At 32.2% G+C, this 17,565-nt stretch carries 14 protein-coding genes; 5 read left to right on the forward strand and 9 right to left on the reverse strand.

Annotation, left to right across the window (positions count from 1 at the left end; genetic code table 11):
* Positions 1-26: 26 nt before the first annotated feature.
* From WHA43_RS02515 to WHA43_RS02535, 5 genes are all read right to left on the reverse strand, one after another.
* Positions 27-1,100 (reverse strand): serine hydrolase domain-containing protein, encoded by a 1,074-nt coding sequence (locus tag WHA43_RS02515; RefSeq protein WP_105045586.1) that lies wholly within the window; start codon positions 1,098-1,100, stop codon positions 27-29.
* 120 nt (positions 1,101-1,220) lie between these two features.
* The gene (locus WHA43_RS02520) at positions 1,221-1,538 is read right to left on the reverse strand and encodes a hypothetical protein (protein ID WP_105045587.1); all 318 of its coding nucleotides are present in this window, start codon (positions 1,536-1,538) and stop codon (positions 1,221-1,223) included.
* 134 nt (positions 1,539-1,672) lie between these two features.
* Positions 1,673-2,914, reverse strand: a complete 1,242-nt coding sequence (locus WHA43_RS02525; protein WP_105045588.1) for an aminotransferase class I/II-fold pyridoxal phosphate-dependent enzyme — start codon at positions 2,912-2,914, stop codon at positions 1,673-1,675.
* Positions 2,915-2,991: 77 nt separating this feature from the next.
* Entirely contained in the window at positions 2,992-3,990 is a 999-nt protein-coding gene (locus WHA43_RS02530) for a PLP-dependent cysteine synthase family protein (protein WP_105045589.1), read from the reverse strand.
* Positions 3,991-4,153: 163 nt separating this feature from the next.
* Positions 4,154-6,343, reverse strand: coding sequence for a S9 family peptidase (locus tag WHA43_RS02535; protein ID WP_394372825.1), 2,190 nt, complete (start codon positions 6,341-6,343; stop codon positions 4,154-4,156).
* Between the two features lie 69 nt (positions 6,344-6,412).
* Between WHA43_RS02535 and WHA43_RS02540 the strand changes: the two genes are divergently transcribed.
* Positions 6,413-6,730 carry a YbaB/EbfC family nucleoid-associated protein gene (locus WHA43_RS02540; protein WP_105045590.1) on the forward strand — a complete coding sequence of 106 codons (318 nt, stop codon included), beginning with the start codon at positions 6,413-6,415 and terminating at the stop codon, positions 6,728-6,730.
* Between the two features lie 136 nt (positions 6,731-6,866).
* Positions 6,867-9,476, forward strand: coding sequence for an AsmA-like C-terminal region-containing protein (locus WHA43_RS02545; protein ID WP_105045591.1), 2,610 nt, complete (start codon positions 6,867-6,869; stop codon positions 9,474-9,476).
* Between the two features lie 82 nt (positions 9,477-9,558).
* On the opposite strand, the gene WHA43_RS02550 is transcribed toward WHA43_RS02545, so the two are convergent.
* Both WHA43_RS02550 and rocD read right to left on the reverse strand, forming a co-directional pair.
* The gene (locus tag WHA43_RS02550) at positions 9,559-9,999 is read right to left on the reverse strand and encodes a DUF5362 family protein (RefSeq protein WP_105045592.1); all 441 of its coding nucleotides are present in this window, start codon (positions 9,997-9,999) and stop codon (positions 9,559-9,561) included.
* A 36-nt stretch (positions 10,000-10,035) separates the two neighbouring features.
* The gene (gene rocD / locus WHA43_RS02555) at positions 10,036-11,316 is read right to left on the reverse strand and encodes an ornithine--oxo-acid transaminase (RefSeq protein WP_105045593.1); all 1,281 of its coding nucleotides are present in this window, start codon (positions 11,314-11,316) and stop codon (positions 10,036-10,038) included.
* 220 nt (positions 11,317-11,536) lie between these two features.
* Here rocD and rlmD point away from each other — a divergent pair, with 220 nt between their 5' ends.
* A complete protein-coding gene (rlmD, locus tag WHA43_RS02560; protein ID WP_105045594.1) occupies positions 11,537-12,991 on the forward strand; it encodes a 23S rRNA (uracil(1939)-C(5))-methyltransferase RlmD in 1,455 nt (484 codons plus the stop codon).
* 6 nt (positions 12,992-12,997) lie between these two features.
* On the opposite strand, the gene WHA43_RS02565 is transcribed toward rlmD, so the two are convergent.
* Positions 12,998-13,756, reverse strand: coding sequence for a DUF481 domain-containing protein (locus WHA43_RS02565; protein WP_105047260.1), 759 nt, complete (start codon positions 13,754-13,756; stop codon positions 12,998-13,000).
* A 183-nt stretch (positions 13,757-13,939) separates the two neighbouring features.
* Here WHA43_RS02565 and WHA43_RS02570 point away from each other — a divergent pair, with 183 nt between their 5' ends.
* Positions 13,940-15,409: a S41 family peptidase gene (locus WHA43_RS02570; protein WP_105045595.1), complete on the forward strand. Its 1,470-nt coding sequence runs from the start codon at positions 13,940-13,942 to the stop codon at positions 15,407-15,409.
* A 104-nt stretch (positions 15,410-15,513) separates the two neighbouring features.
* On the opposite strand, the gene WHA43_RS02575 is transcribed toward WHA43_RS02570, so the two are convergent.
* Complete coding sequence (locus tag WHA43_RS02575; protein WP_105045596.1) at positions 15,514-16,455, reverse strand: patatin-like phospholipase family protein; 942 nt, start codon at positions 16,453-16,455, stop codon at positions 15,514-15,516.
* A gap of 47 nt (positions 16,456-16,502) precedes the next feature.
* On the opposite strand from WHA43_RS02575, the gene WHA43_RS02580 reads away from it, so the two are divergent.
* A complete protein-coding gene (locus WHA43_RS02580) occupies positions 16,503-17,546 on the forward strand; it encodes a WD40/YVTN/BNR-like repeat-containing protein (RefSeq protein ID WP_105045597.1) in 1,044 nt (347 codons plus the stop codon).
* The last annotated feature ends 19 nt before the right edge of the window (positions 17,547-17,565 follow it).

Below are 17,565 nucleotides of genomic sequence, written 5' to 3' on the forward strand. Positions count from 1 at the left end.
TTTTTAATTGGTTAATAACCAAAAAACTAATCAATCACTGCATTTATTTTTTCCCAAAGTGCGTCATCAAATCCTGAAACTGCAAAATTTGGATTCGCAATATTTGATGCATTTCCCATTCTAATAACCACCATTTTTTTACTTGGAATTACATAAATACGTTGGTCATTTGCACCCATAGCAGCATACATGTCTTGTGGTGCATTAGGAACTAATGATCCTTGAAAAACGGTTTGCTCACTAGGAATCATAAACGATGTTTTTCCATTTAGCCACCATAAATATCCATAAGATGGATTGATGTTTTGCGAAGATGAAACACATTCTTTAAAAAATGATTCGTTGAGTATTTGCTCATCATTCCATTTTCCGTTGTTGAGGGCTAAAAGTCCGAATCTAGCCATGCTTCTGGTGGTACTGTGATAAATAGAAAAAATGACGCCAAAATTCCAAAAACCATCCATACCAATTTTGTCTTTTAATTTGGCATTGAAATAGGTTTCAAAATTTTGATTGCTAGCTGCAGAAGTAATGTTTATCAATCTTTGAAAAACATTTCCATAAGCCCATCTTGTGCCTGCATCAGCTACATAATTCAAATTCGATTTTACAACCAATTGCTTGCTGTCATCAATACCTGATGTCATACTCAATAAATTTTTTACAGTAATCAGATTTTCTTTTTCTAGAGGCATGTTTGTCCAAGATGTCCCTAAATAACTAGAAACAGGATTGTTTATGTTTAAAAACTCTTCTTGTTGTGCAATTCCTGTAGTTGCTGCAACCAAGGTTTTTCCAGCACTATTCCATTCCCAAGTTGTAGATGAAGTATGCCCAGTAAAATACGTTTCCATCACAATGCGCCCATTTACCAAAATCATAAAAGATTTGGTATTTTTTTGAACAAGAAAATCTTTTAAGGGTTGTAGGGCATTTTGATTCCAACCCAAACTAGCTGCAGATTGAGTTTGCCAAGTAGTGCTGTTATTTGGAGGGAAATACATGGTTGTTGGTGGCGTAAGCTGCTCATCATCCGTGTTTTTACTACAACTACTTAGTGTTAAAAAAAGAAAGAATAGAAAAATTATTGATTTTGTCATTGATTTGCAGTTATTTATCCATTTGACATTAATTTTTGAGATTGGTTTAATTGTAAGTTAAAAATTAAACCCTTAAAAATAAAGAAATTAGAGATAAATATTGTCAAAAAATTGTTGCAATCAATCCTTCCCTACAGATTCATAACTTGGTAAAGGAAAACTGATTTTCATCAATTCGATTTTATCAAACAACTCTCCCACTCCTAAACTCGACCAAATGATAAAGAATCCCAATAGAATTTTAAGTATCAATAACGTTTTTTGCGGAATTTTTTCGATAATTAAATTGATGATTGGTAAAAAGAAAATGAATGATAATAAAATGATGAACAATCCGTAAAAAGGATCATTTCCCCAAAAAGTATTTACAAAACCGATATAAAAAAATAAAAGTCCGAATACTGTGTTTACGATAAGTGTGCTAGCTGATTTTTTCATGTACTATATGATTATGGTTGATGATTGATTTTTAACTAAACTATTGTTTTGTAAAATTAGTATAAAAAAAACTGTGAAATACTTGTTAAAGTAATTCACAGTTTCATATTTAAATTCTAGTCATATAAAGTAGCTTAACTTACAGCTACTTGTTTATAACTTCCGTTTGCTAATTTTTCTCTAATTGCTGAAAACGCTTTGATAGTTTCATCAATATCTTCTTGGGTATGAGTTGCAGTAGGAATCAATCGTAAAATAATCAATCCTTTTGGAATTACAGGATACACCACAATTGAGCAGAAAATTCCGTGATTTTCACGCAAGTCATTTACCATTGCCATTGCTTCAGGAATATCACCTTGCAAATAAACAGGTGTGATACACGTTTGTGTTGATCCTAAATCAAAACCTGCTGCACGCAATCCTGATTGCAAAGCGTTGGTATTTTTCCATAAGGTTTCTTTCAACTCTGGCATAGTACGCATCATATCCAAACGCTTTAAAGCGCCTTTAACCATTGCCATTGGCAATGATTTTGCAAACATTTGCGAACGTAAATTGTATTGTAAATATTGAATTACGTCTTTGTCACCTGCTAAAAATGCGCCAATACCTGCCATTGATTTTGCGAAAGTTGCAAAATAAACATCAATTTCGTCTTGTACTCCTTGCTCAAAACCTGTGCCTCTTCCTCCTTCACCTAGAGTTCCAAATCCGTGAGCATCATCAACCATCAAACGGAAATTGTATTGTTTTTTAAATGCTGCAATTTCTTTTAATTTTCCTTGTTCACCACGCATTCCAAAAACTCCTTCCGAAATTACTAAAATTCCACCACCAGTTTGTTCGGCCATTTTAGTAGCACGTTTGATGTTTTTTTCGAAGCTTTCCATATCATTATGACGATATACAAAACGCTTGCCTTGGTGCAAACGAACACCATCAATAATACAAGCATGTGTATCAACATCATACACTATGATATCGTGTTTTGTAACCAACGCATCAATTGCTGACATGATTCCTTGGTATCCAAAATTGAGCAAATAGGCTTTTTCTTTGTGTACAAATTCAGCACATTCACGCTCTAATTGTTCGTGAAAATCTGTATGCCCAGACATCATTCTAGCACCCATAGGATATGCCATTCCGTGTTCGGCAGCAGCAGCAGCATCTGCTTTTAGTACTTCTGGATGGTTTGCCAATCCTAAGTAATCATTGATACTCCAAGTAATTACTTTTTTTCCGTTGAAAGACATTCTGTTAGAAATAGGCCCTTGCAATTTTGGAAAAACATAATAGCCTTCAGCTTGTTCTGCCCATTTTCCTAAAGGTCCTTTATCTACTTTTATTCTTTCAAATAAATCTTTCGTCATGATGTGTACATTAAATTTTTAATAGTGCAAATTAACCGTTTTTTTTGCAGTTAATCAAATGTATAGGAAGGATATTTTTATTCAAAAAAACCCTGTGCTTTCATCCAAGCATCACTGTATATTTTGTTCATATAACGTGAGCCGTGGTCAGGAAAAATTAAAACAACCACACTGTCTTTATCAAAATAATTTTGTGCGGCAAATTGTTTGGCAGCTTGCACTACTGCACCTGAAGTATATCCTGCGAAAATGCCTTCGCCTTTTACAATTTCTCTGGCTGTGAGTGCTGCTTCTTTGTCTGATACTTTTTCGTAAATATCAATCACATCAAAATCAGTTGCTGAGGGAATTAAATTTTTTCCCAATCCTTCAATTTTATACGGACTGATTTCGTTTTTGTCAAAAACCCCAGTTTCGTGGTATTTTTTCAACACAGAGCCAATGGCATCTACACCCATTATTTTGATATCGGGATTTTGTTCTTTCAAATATTTTCCTGAACCAGAAATCGTGCCTCCAGTTCCACTTGCAGCAATCAAATGGGTTATTTTTCCATTGGTTTGTTCCCAAATTTCAGGACCCGTTGTTCTGTAATGCGCTTCAATATTCAATTCATTGAAATACTGATTGATGTAAACGGAATTTTTTGTTTTTTTATGAATGGCTTTTGCAACAGAATAATACGATCTTGGATCATCTGGAGCTACGTATGCAGGACAAATATGTACTTCTGCACCCATCGATTTTAGCATGTCTATTTTATCTACAGACGATTTATCACTGACTGCCAAAATACATTTATAGCCTTTAACAATGCTAATCATTGCCAAACTAAAGCCTGTATTGCCAGAGGTAGTTTCTACAATGGTTGAGCCTTTTTTGATGATGCCTTTTTTCTCAGCATCTTCAATAATGTGCAAGGCAATTCGGTCTTTAGCAGAATGTCCAGGATTGAAAGCCTCTAACTTTGCATAAAATTCACCTTGAAAATCTTTAGTGATTTGATGCAATTTCACCAAAGGTGTTTGACCTACTAATTGTAGTATGTTGTTAGTGATGCCTTGGTGTCTTGTCATTAGATTCGTTTCTCAAAAAACCATTTGCAAGATGGTCGTAGTAGAAATTGCGCTGCAAAAATACATTTCTTTGCTAAATTGTAACAATAATTATCATGAAAACATTCCATTTAAAATGATTTTCATTAATAAAAAGTTGTTTTTAAAGCAATTACAATAATTGCTAGGGTTTAACTTTTTCTGGGGTAATTTTATTTTCAAGAGCCAATAAAAAGGTATATTCCATAGCAGTTTCTTTCAAAGCTTCAAAACGCCCTGATGAACCACCATGACCAGCATCCATATTGGTATGTAAAAACAGCAGATTATTATCTGTTTTCAATTCTCTTAGTTTTGCTACCCATTTTGCAGGTTCCCAATACTGAACTTGTGAATCATGAAAACCAGTAGTAACCAACATATTCGGATACTTTTTTGAACTCACCTGATCATAAGGAGAATACGATTTAATGTACTCATAGTACTTTTTATCATTTGGATTTCCCCATTCGTCATATTCGCCAGTAGTTAATGGAATACTTTCATCAATCATGGTAGAAACTACATCTACAAAAGGCACTGCAGCAATGATTCCGTTATACAATTCAGGATTCATATTTACAATTGCCCCCATCAACAATCCTCCTGCAGAGCCACCCATGGCATATAAATGTTTGGCTGAAGTGAAGTTGTTTTCAATCAAATATTTAGAGCAATCAATAAAATCGGTAAACGTATTCTTTTTGCGAAGCATTTTACCATCTTCATACCATTCACGACCTAAATATTCTCCTCCTCTAATGTGTGCTAATGCAAACACAAAACCTCTATCCAACAAACTCAAACGTGTTGTTGAAAATCCATCAGGAATGGTAGCTCCATAAGAGCCATATCCATATTGCAATAAAGGTGTATTTTCATTCAACACCGTATTTTTATGATAAACTAATGAAATAGGCACTTTTTTTCCATCTCTTGCAGTTGCCCAAACTCGTTTGCTGATATAGTTTTCTTTTTTAAACTTCCCTCCCAATACTTCTTGCTCTTTCATGATTTGTTTGGACTGATCATTCATATTGAAATCAATCACAGAGCTAGGTGTGGTAAAAGAATTGTACGAATAACGAATGATGTCTGTATCAAACTCAGGCATGTCATAAACACTAACTGAGTAGGTTTCTTCGTTAAAAGGCAAGTAATAATCTTTTGAATTATCCCAACGTTTGATGCGAATTTTATTCAAACCATTGGTACGCTCTTCTAAAACCAAATAATCTTTGAAAATGGAAAAATCTTCTAATAAAGTTTCTTTTCTATGCGGAATAACATCAACCCAATTTTCTTTACGTGTTGCTTTAATTGGCGTTTTCATCAATTTAAAATTCAACGCTTTATCTTTATTTGTTAAAATATAAAAGTGATCTTTATAATGCGAAACCGAATACTCTAAATCACGCTCTCTTGGTTGAATAATTTGAAACTTTCCTGATGGTGTATTGGCATCTAAAAATCGAGATTCAGAAGAGACTGTACTGTAAGACCCAATAATGATAAATTGACTAGATTTTGATTTGCTTACATACGTATTAAAAGTTTCATCTTTTTCGTGAAATACTTCCACATCTTCTTTTTCAGAAGTCCCTAAAATATGCTTGTAAATTTTCTCACTTCGTAAAGTAGTTGGATTTTTCTTCGTGTAAAAAATGGTCTTATGATCATTTGCCCAAACTGCACCACCTGTGGTATTGTCAATGATATCTTTTAAGATTTCGCCTGTTTCTAAATTTTTGATGCGAAGAAAATACTGTCTTCTTCCAACAGTATCTGTCGCAAAAATGGCATATTTATTATCCTCAGAAATGCTTAAACCACCCAATTGATAATATTCAAAACCCTCAGCCATTTCATTCACATTGAATAAAATTTCTTCTTTGGCATCTAAACTTCCTTTTTTACGGCTGTAAATAGGATATTGTTTGCCAGTTTCATAACGAGTAATGTAGTAATAGCCATTGTCTTTATAAGGTACAGAAGAATCATCTTCTTTGATTCGCCCTTTCATTTCCTCGAAAAGTTTTTCTTGAAAATTTTTAGTATACGCAGTTACTTTTTCATAATAACTATTTTCTGACTCAAGATAATCAATTACTTTTTGTGTTTGTTTGTCTTTAACAGGCGCTAATTTTTGGTCGTCTGAAAGTCGCATCCAAAAGTAATTATCAATACGAATGTCTCCGTGTTTTTCTAATTTGGTTGGCTGTTTATGTGCAACAGGTGCATTTGCATCACTACTATTCATTGTTTGAGTATCATTTTTACAAGCGGTTGCAAAAATAGCACTTAAAACGAATGTGCTTATAATTTTTTTTCTCATTTTTAATGTCTTATAAAACCTGTTAAATTTAGTAATTTTGTGGTGAATCTAATTTAAAATCGAAAAAATATGTTTGGAGACTTGTCTGGAATGATGCAAAAATTGAAAGAAACCCAACAAAAAGTGGAAGAAACCAAAAAAAGGTTGGATACTGTTTTGATTGATGAAACCTCAAATGACGGAAAACTAAAAGTAACTGTTACTGCAAACAGCGCTATCAAATCAATTGCTATGGATAATTCTTTACTTGCTGATGCTGATGAATTGGAAGATTATTTGATTTTAACACTCAACAAAGCGTTAGAAAAAGCCAAAAAAATCAATGAAAATGAATTGGCAAATGTTGCTAAAAGCGGCATGCCAAACATTCCTGGTTTGAATTTTTAATTCATAGTAAACATTAATTTTACCATCTAAGCCATTGAAATTTATGATTTCTTTGGGTTGTTTTTATAACTCTAAGTCAAGCTTTACAACACGTAAAAGTGTAAATTTGTACATCTTCATAAAAAATACTCTATACATGACAACTGAAAAAAAGAAAAAATCGAAACTTAAAAAAATACTGCAATACTCATTTTTTACGGTTCTTTTTTTGTTGATATTTTTGGTATCAACACCTTTTATTTTTAAAGATAAAATCGTAAAAATGGTGGTTGATGGCATCAACAAAAACATCAATGCAACACTTACTTATAGTGATACTGACATTAGTTTGATTAAAAACTTTCCAAAAGTAAGTTTAGAAATTTCGGATTTTGCCATCACAACAAAAGAACCTTTTTTGGGTGATACACTTTTTGCTGCTGAAAAATTAATGGGTACTTTTAAAATTACAACACTTTTTCAAAATGAAAATAAACCTATTGAAATTCAAAGTATTGCTGCTGAAAACGGACAAATAAACATCCTTTTTAATAAAGAAAATTTGGGAAATTATGATATCGCTTTGAAAAATGAAGAAACCAATGCTGAACAAAGCAGTTTTTCTATGGATATCAATCAATATACAGTAAACAATACTCGATTTACCTATTTTGATGAAAGCTCAAAAAACAAAGTAATTTTAGATAGTATTTATCACACAGGTTCAGGAAATTTTGCAGAAGATATTTTTAATTTAGACACCAAATCAACAACAAATCTTTCGTTATTTATCAATGATGTGAATTATGTAAATGACGTAAATGTTTCTTTAGATGCTGTTTTAGAAATTGATTTAAAGAACTCAAAATATACTTTCAAAGAAAACAAAGGATTCATCAATCAGTTAGCCTTAGGATTTGATGGTTTTGTGCAATTAGTTGATGAAACACAATTATATGACATAACGTTTAAAACGCCTACATCCGATTTTAAAAACTTCCTAGCATTGTTGCCAAAACAATATTCAGGGAATTTAAATGGCATTAAAACCTCAGGAAATTTTGATTTGAACGGTTTTGTAAAAGGAACCTTGTCAGAAACAACAATTCCTGGTTTTGATATTACAATTGCATCCAAAAATGCCATGTTTAAATATGATGCGTTGCCAAAATCCGTAGAAAAAATAACAATTGATGCTAAAATCATCAACCAAACAGGATTTGTAAAAGATACTTATGTACATCTGAATAATTTGACTTTTAAAATTGATCAAGATGTTTTTGCTGCCAATGGAAGTTTTGCAAACATTACTACCAATCCAAGTGTTAATTTGGCTGCAAAAGGAACCATTAACTTGGCAAATATTGGCAAAGTATATCCTGCACCATTTAAAAAACAGCTAGAAGGAATTTTAAAAGCTGATATTGTTACACAATTTGATATGGATGCCATAGAAAAAGGAAATTATGAACGCATCAACAACGCAGGAAAAATTACCGTAAGCAATTTTAAATATGAAGGTGCAGCAGTTGCTAATCCATTTTTTATTGACAAAACATCCGTAACATTCAATACAAAATCAATTCAGTTGAATGAATTCAATGCAAAAACAGGAAAATCCGACATTGCTATCAATGGAAAGTTGGATAATTTTTACGGATTTATCTTTAAAGATCAAGTATTGAAAGGAAATTTCAACCTAATTTCTGATAATTTTGTAGTAGCTGATTTTTTAGCTGATACAGAAAATACCACTGAAAACAAGCAAGAAGCCCCTTTAAAAATTCCTGCTTTTTTAGATTGTACTTTAAACGCTACTGCAAAAAATGTAACGTATGACAATTTAAAATTAACCAATGTTTCAGGAATTGTGGTGATTAAAGACGAAGCTGTAAATCTTCAAAATATAAAATCAGATATTTTTGGAGGTAAAATTGGCTTTAATGGAAACGTCTCTACAAAAGAAAAGACCTCAAAATTTGCCATGGATTTAAATTTACAACAATTAAATATTGCAGAATCATTTAGCAAACTAGACATGTTAAAATCTATTGCGCCAATTGCCAAAACGATTGAGGGAAAAATAAATTCAACCATCAAAGTTTCTGGAAATTTAAATGAGGATATGACTCCGAATTTAAAAACCATTTCAGGTGATTTATTTGGTAAATTACTAAGTCCTAAATTAAATGCGAGCAACTCTAAAGCATTGAGTTTATTGGGTGATAAAGTTTCATTTTTAGATGTTAGCAAACTAAATTTAGATGGTATCAATGCGTTTTTATCCTTTGAAAACGGACAAGTAACTGTAAAACCAATTCCATTAAAATACAGTGATGTTGGCATTGAAATCGGAGGAAAACATGCTTTTGACAATACTATGAATTACAATATTGTGTTTGATGTTCCTGTAAAATATTTAGGCACAGAGGTTACCAATTTAATCTCAAAATTATCACCTAAAGATGCCAATCAAATTAAAAGTATTCCTGTAAAAGCAAATTTAGCAGGTAGTTTTTCTAATCCTTCTTTTACAAGTGATCTAAAACAGGCAACTACCAATTTGATAAATACGCTTGTTGCGCAACAAAAACAACAACTTATAGACCAAGGAAAAGACAAACTTACCAACTTGATAAATGGTGGTGATGCAAAAAAAGACACCACAAAAACCACTGATTTAAAAGAGACTGTAAATAAAAAAGTAAAAAATACCTTACAAAACTTATTTAAAAAGAAAAAAGATACTGCAAAAAAAGGCAATTAAAACTATTAAAAACAATGTCTTACTAAAAAAAAGGTCGTCTAAAAATAATTTTTAAACGACCTTTTTTATTGATTATTAGTTTTTAACTAGCTAAAAGACCGAACATTCCTACTACAAAAATCAAAGCATATAATGACAAAATGATGATGGTAAAAACACCTAAAAATTTATAGTGCGATTTTAGCATTTCAAAAGATGCTGTTAAAATTTCATCTTCTTTCAAAGACAAAGCAGCTTTCATTTTATTGGCAAATTGCATCAAATAATACACAGGAAATAAATAAATACCTGCCATTACTAAATAAATAATCGCAATGATTTTTCCCATATTAAATGGAAGGTTTTGGTATTGAGGCAATGAACCAAAAATGGTATTTGCAAACAACGCAAAAATCACTAAAAATGCAATTCCTATAAATCCAACAATTGATAAGAAAAAAGCCCATTTTGCGGTTTCTTTCAAATAACTTTTAGCCTCGCTAGTTAATTTTAATTCTGCTAATTGAATAATTGGTTCTGACATAGTGTTCTTTTTTATTTTTTGATGCTCAAATATACCTTATTTCTTAAAATTTGAAATCGTTTTTTTGATGATTTCTATGCACTCATGCAACTGAGTTTCTGTCATTACCAAAGGTGGTGCAAAACGAATAATATTTCCATGCGTTGGTTTTGCAAGTAAGCCATTGTCACGCAATTGCAAACAAATATTCCAAGCTGTATCACTATCTTCAGTATCATTAATCACAATAGCATTTAGCAAACCTTTGCCTCTAACCAATGAAATCAAATCATTTTTGGATGCAAAATTTGCCAATTCCTGTCTGAATATTTTACCCAATCTGTCAGCATTTTCAGCCAATTTTTCATCGCGAACAACTTCTAAAGCAGCCATAGCAACTGCTCCTGCAATCGGATTTCCACCAAAAGTCGATCCGTGATTTCCTGGTTTAATTACATTCATAATAGGATCATCTGCCAAAACTGCTGAAACAGGATATGCGCCTCCACTCAAGGCTTTTCCAAGAATCAAAATATCAGGTTTAACTTCAGGCGTTCCTGAACAATTTTTATCTGCACAAGTACAATTTCCACAAGTTGCTAACAAACGTCCTGTTCTTGCAATTCCTGTTTGTACTTCGTCAGCAATAAAAAGCACATTGTGTTGTTCGCACAAACGTTTTGCAGCAGCTAAATATCCTTCAGAAGGTACATATACTCCAGCTTCACCTTGAATGGGCTCTACCAAAAAAGCGGCAATATTTGGGTTAGATTGCAATGCTTTTTTTAAAGCTTGCAAATTATCATATTCAATTTTGATAAATCCTTTGGTAAAAGGCCCAAAATTTTTACGTGCATTTTCGTCGTTTGAAAATGAAATGATGGTGGTTGTTCGTCCGTGAAAATTATTTTCACAGACAACAATTTCGGCTTCGTTTTCGTCAATTCCTTTTACTTCATACGCCCATTTTCTGGCAATTTTCAATGCAGTTTCTACAGCTTCTGCTCCTGTATTCATGGGCAATAACTTGTCAAATCCAAAAAAATTGGTAGCAAATTGTTCGTATTTTCCCAAAACATCGTTGTGAAAAGCACGAGAAGTTAAAGCCAAAGTTTGTGCTTGTTGCACCAAAGCATTTACAATTTTTGGATGGCAATGTCCTTGATTTACAGCAGAATATGCAGATAAAAAATCAAAATATTTTTTACCTTCTACATCCCAAACATACACTCCTTCTCCTCTACTCAATACTACTGGCAAAGGATGGTAATTGTGCGCACCATATTTGTTTTCTAAATCAATCGCTTGTTGCGAAGTCAGTTGTTCTAAAACAGTCATTTTTATTGTTTTAAAATTTATAAAATAACCATTCCTGTTCTACCTTTATCCTTCTAAATTCCGACAGTTATCGGAACAGAAATTCAGCGTGGGAAAGAAATCATCCTCGAAGTTCAGCAAAAATAAGAAAAATGTTTAAATGTTTCTATTGTTTCATTGCTTCATTAATTCATTGCTACATTAATATATTGTTTAATTTTGCAATCCGTAAATTTAAATTATGCCAAGTAGAGAACGCAATCCCTTTGTAAAAAGAAATCAAATATTAGAATTATCCATTGAAGATTATGCTTTTGGTGGCAAAGGAATTGCGCGCATCAGAAATGAAAAAGGAGATTTTGTGGTTTTTGTGCCCAATACGTTACCAGGACAATTGGTAAAAGCACAAATTAAAACTACAAGTAAAAAATATGCAGAAGCTTCATTGATTAATGTTTTACAACCTTCTGAAGACGAAATTGAAGTTCCGTATCAAGACATTCCTGGCGCTCCTTACATTCAGTTACCTATCGAAATCCAACACAAATACAAAAAAGAAAGTACACTTTCGTTGTTTCAACGTATTGGAAATGTGCCCAATATCGAAGATTTATTTGATGAATTTATAGGTTCTCCAAACGATTTTCATTACCGTAATAAAATGGAATATGGATTTTCGGCTATTGGTTATGACAGAATCAATAAAACCGATGTTGATATTTTTACACTTGGCTTTAAAAGACGTGGTGTTTGGTGGATGGGAGACAACCTAGAAAAAGATTCAGGTTTGTTTGATAAACAGTTGGAAGACAACATTAAAAACATCCGAATTTATTGCGAAAAAACAGGATTACCACCTTGGCATGGGCCTAAAAGAGAAGGTTTTTTCAGATATTTTGTAGTAAGAAAATCATTCAAAACCAATCAGTTATTATTCAATTTAGTAACAACTTCTAGTGGATTGGATCAATTTTCCATGTCAAAATTCATTGATTTCTTGTTGAGCATTTTTGGAGAACGCATGGCAGGTTTAATTCATACCATCAATGATGAAACTGGTGATAGAACTATTGCAACTACTGGAAGTGAAAAACTGGTTTACGGAAATGAAAAAATTGTAGAAGAATTGTTGGGACTGCAATTTGAAATCAGCATGAAAAGCTTTTTTCAGACCAATCCAAAAGCCGCTGAAAAGTTATATAGCAAAGTGGTTGATTATGTATTGGAAGATCAAACCAAAGTTGACAATACAGTTGTCATGGATTTGTTTTGTGGCACAGGAACTATTGGTCAAATTGTCGCAGCAAAAAGCAATAATGCCAAAATTATTGGTGTAGATATCATTGCATCTGCCATTGAAGATGCTAAAAAAAATGCAAAAAGAAATAAAATTGAAGGTCTGCAATTTTTTGCGGCTGATGTGGGTAAATTTTTAACTGCACATCCTGAATATGCCAATAAAATCAAAACCATCATTTTAGATCCTGCTAGGGCTGGAATTATGCCAAAAACATTGCAAAAAATTATTGATTTAAATGCAGACAGAATGGTTTATGTTTCTTGCAATCCCGCAACACAAGCAAGAGATACTGCTTTGTTGAGAGATGCTGGTTATGCACTAAAAAAGATTAGTTTGGTTGATCAATTTCCGCACACCGCACATATTGAAACGGTAGCATTATTTGAAAAAAAGTAGTGCTTTTTAAAAGCTTTTTAAAGTAAAACCGAAAGACAAAAACTGATCTTCTTGTTTTTGATTTTCAATTACCAAGCTTTCGGAAGTATGCAAATAGCTAATTTTGAAATTTAAGTATTTCCAAATAGGCAATTCTGCACTGACATCTGCTTGCCAACGATAATTTTTATAATCTTGAAATGAAGGTTGAAAATAACTTTCATGATTCAAAATCAATTTCTTTTTAAATAGATAGTATTTTCCATTCAACCAAATCGTTCCACGCCAAGTGTTTATGGTCGAATTTCCATTATATTCAGGACGAGTAAAATTGGTTTTATTAAAATTTGTTTGTTCGTATTCGCTTGATAAAGAAACTTTTAACCAATTCGTTTTATCGTTAAACACCTGAAAAGTGAGTCCTGCCCCAAAAAGATACCGTACATCAATTTCTCGTCTAAAATTGGTACTTACAAATCCCAAAAGCAATGGATATATTTTTTTATCCGTATTAAAGTATAAAAAGTTCAAACTCAAAATATCTTCATCCGCTTTTACTTTTCCGAATTCTTGATACACATACGAATTGGTCGTTTTAAAAACGCTGTTTTTAAACGGAATCACACTTCCTTCTGCTTTGGCTCTAAAAATAACGGTTTGCACATTACCACCTTGCCAAAATCCTGTCAAAGACAATTGTCCTTTTATTTTAAGAGTGTCACTTTCATTGAGTTGCCCAAAAATAAAAATGGGAAATAAGAGGAAACATAACAAACACTTTTTCATAAACATTGTTTTAAAAATCCTATTTTCTTTTACTTTTCAAAGATATTTAATTTTAAAAAAGATATTCTAATTAGTTTCGTAAAGTTTTTTCATCAAAAGCGACTATCAAAATGAAAACTAATCAACTATTTTTTTTAGTATATTTGATTGTTTTCATAAACATCAAAAATCCATAAAATTATCATGAAAAATTTCACTTCTTCTCTCCTATTCTCAGTTGTTATTTTTTTGGTTTCTTGTGAAAAAAATGACGGAATTGGTTTAGACCCAACTACTGCAGATGAAATCAATCATTTTATATGGAAAGGCATGAATACCTATTATTTGTGGCAAGAAGATGTTCCTGTTTTAGCCGATAATCGTTTTGGAAATTTAGGAGAATTGTATGCTTATTTCAGAGGATTTTCTTCTCCTGAATCGGTTTTTGAAAGTTTGCGTTTTCAACCTGAATTGACAGATCGTTTTTCGGTAATTGTTGATGATTATGTGGCTTTAGAAAACTCTTTTCAAGGAATTACATTGAACAGTGGAATGGAATTTGGATTGGTAAGATATGTCAATTCGAACACCAATATTTTTTGTTATGTGCGTTATGTGCTACCAAATTCGGATGCTGCAACCAAAGGCATTCAAAGAGGGATGATTTTTACAACTGTTAATGGAACTCAACTTACAGACACCAATTTTGGGAATTTATTGTTCAATGATTCACCCAATTATACCATAGGTTTTGCCAATTATAATAACGGAAATCCAACTTCAAATGGTATTTCAATTTCATTAAATAAAGCACAATTGCAAGAAAATCCTGTGGCTATTTCAAAAATAATTACTGAGGGAACTAAAAAAATTGGGTATTTATTATACAATCAATTTTCAAGTTCTTTTGACGGACAATTGAATGCTGCTTTTGCCAATTTTAAAACACAAAATATTGATGAATTGATTGTTGATTTGCGCTATAATGGTGGTGGATCTGTACAAACAGCTACCTATTTAGGTAGTATGATAACTGGCCAATTTAATGGGCAATTGTACTCAAAAGAAATTTGGAATAGCAGAGTAATGAATGCGCTACCTGCAAGTCGTTTTGTAAATAATTTCACCAATCAAATCAGAAATGTGGATAGCAATGGGAATGTTACTCTCAATGAAAGCATCAATAGTTTAGGAATGACAAAAGTATATTTTATAGTTTCTAGCAGTACAGCTTCTGCATCAGAATTGGTGATCAATTCATTAAGTGCCTATATTGATGTGTATTTAGTTGGTAGAAAAACTGTAGGAAAACAAGTAGGCTCCATCACTTTATATGATTCTGAAAATTTGCTAAGAAATGGCAAAAACTTAAACAATAAGCATGCATATGCAATTCAACCTATTGTTTTGGAAATCAGTAATAAAGACAATCAAAATCATCCAGAAGGATTTACGCCAGGTACAAGTTTACCAGGAATTGAATTGGCTGAAAATTTCGGGAATTTAGGTGTTTTAGGTGAACGCTCTGATCCATTGTTAGATAGAACAATTACCTATATTTTGACAGGAGCAAAATCCTCTTTTGATTTAAAAATTCAACCTTTTCAGGATGAAATTTTCAATTCGAAATTGGCTTCGCCTACCAGTAATAATATGTATGTTGAATTAAAGTAGCTAGTCAGTAGACAGTAGATAGTAGACAGTATCAAATAAGGATATTTTAAGAATTAAAACATCAAAAATTCTAAAACAATAGAAACTTTCAAACGCTTAAAGCCTTATCGTTGTTGCAATTCTTCCTTAGGTAAAACATCAGGTCTAAATTCGCTCATCAATTCTTCGCGTTTTGATTTTGCATAATCATATCCAGATTCCCACCATTTACTCATCAATTTTTGATCAAAAATCAACGAATTTGTAGTTAAAATGGTAGGTGTATAATACAAATTGAGTTTTACGTCTTTGCTATTTGCAGCTAATTTTCCAATAGTGATATTGTGTTTTTCAACATGAGCTAACATAAATTCGAATACATCAAACAACAATGAAAACGGATTTTTTGACGGAATTCTATTAATCTGACTTACTTCTGTCTCTAAAATAATAGCATCTATTTCTGTTGCTCCATTTAAAATTGCCTGTCTTATTGGCACTAAAGCGCCAAAACCTCCATCAGCATATTGCTGTCTGTTTTTTTCTAACAAACTCATAAAAGGAACATAATTGCAAGAGCCCCAAATCCAATCGCAAAAATCTTCGTACGTACAATCATTGCTCGATTTGTATTCTATTTGATTGGCTGTCAGGTTAGAAACGGTTACAATTACTTCTTTTTGATTGTTTTTTATACTTTCAAACATTTCTCTAGTGACATTCTCTTTAATCAGTTTTCGTAAATTTTTGCTTTCACCAAATGTTTTTCGTCCGTTTAAAAAATTCCAAAGTGTATTTAAATGATTGATGGTAACCACATTTTCACCTCCTACTTTTTTAATCACAAAAGGATTGTTGCTAAAAATGGATTCTTGGCGCACATTGGTATATAAAAATTTCAATTCATCTAACATCCCTAAAGCCAAATGCGAAACCATCAAGCTACCTGTTGATGTTCCTAAAAAAAGATCGTAATGACGATGTTCTTTGGTCATTAAATATTGTGCAACGCCACCAGCAAATGCGCCTTTACTTCCTCCACCAGAAATTACCAATGCTTTTTTCATGAACAACAAATGATTTTAAGTATTTTAGTCCTATAAAATTATCAAAAATGAAATCAATATTCCTATTTATTTTCACTTTCCTTTTACTAACTGCTTGTCAGCAAAATTATATTCCAAGAAATTCGATAACTATAAAAATTGATGAATTTAAACAAGACAGCACAAGTATCAGAGCAATTATCGCAATTAATTCGAATACAGTGCATTATGCAGGATCAAATGGTGATATTGGTTTTACGAAAGATGCCGGAAAAACATGGACTGTAAAAAAAATAGTATTTCAAGATTCTATTAAACCACATTTTAGAAGTTTAGCTACCAATGGAAACTCGATTTTTGCACTTTCAATTGCAAATCCTGCATTGTTGTATAAAATTAAAAATGATGAAAGTAAATTGGTATATCAAGAAAATCACGAACGTGTTTTTTATGATGCTTTGCAATTTTTTGAAGACGGAATTCACGGAATTGCTGTTGGTGATCCAACAGAAAATTGCGCTTCTATTATTATTACAAGTGATGGTGGACAAACTTGGCAAAAGATTTCTTGTGATAAATTGCCATTTTTTGATAAGGAAGAAGCATTTTTTGCAGCAAGCAATACCAATATCAAAACTTTAGGAAAAAAAGTTTGGATTGGTTCTGGAGGAAAAAAAGCACGGATTTTATTTTCCGATAATTATGGTGAAACTTGGCAGATTTTTAACACGCCAATTATACAAGGAAATGGACCTCAAGGAATTTATTCTATTGACTTTTTTGATGAAAAAACTGGGATTGCAATAGGTGGAAATTACGCAAAACCAACTGAGAATTATGCCAATATTGCCACAACATCTGATGGAGGAAAAACGTGGAAGGTGGTTGCTAATGGAAAAAATGCAGGCTATAAAAGTTGTGTACAATACATTCCTGATACTCAAGGAAAAGAATTGTTAGCAGTTGGAATTACTGGAATTTCTTTTTCAAATGATGGAGGAAATTCTTGGAAAAAAATTAGTGATGAACAATATTATAGCATCCAATTTATAGATAAAAACACAGCTTGGTTGTCTGGAGCCCAAAAAATTGGTAAATTGAGCATTCATTAATCTCTACTTAGATTTTTAA

Origin of the sequence: Polaribacter gangjinensis, assembly GCF_038024125.1 — a bacterium.
GTDB lineage: Bacteria > Bacteroidota > Bacteroidia > Flavobacteriales > Flavobacteriaceae > Polaribacter > Polaribacter gangjinensis.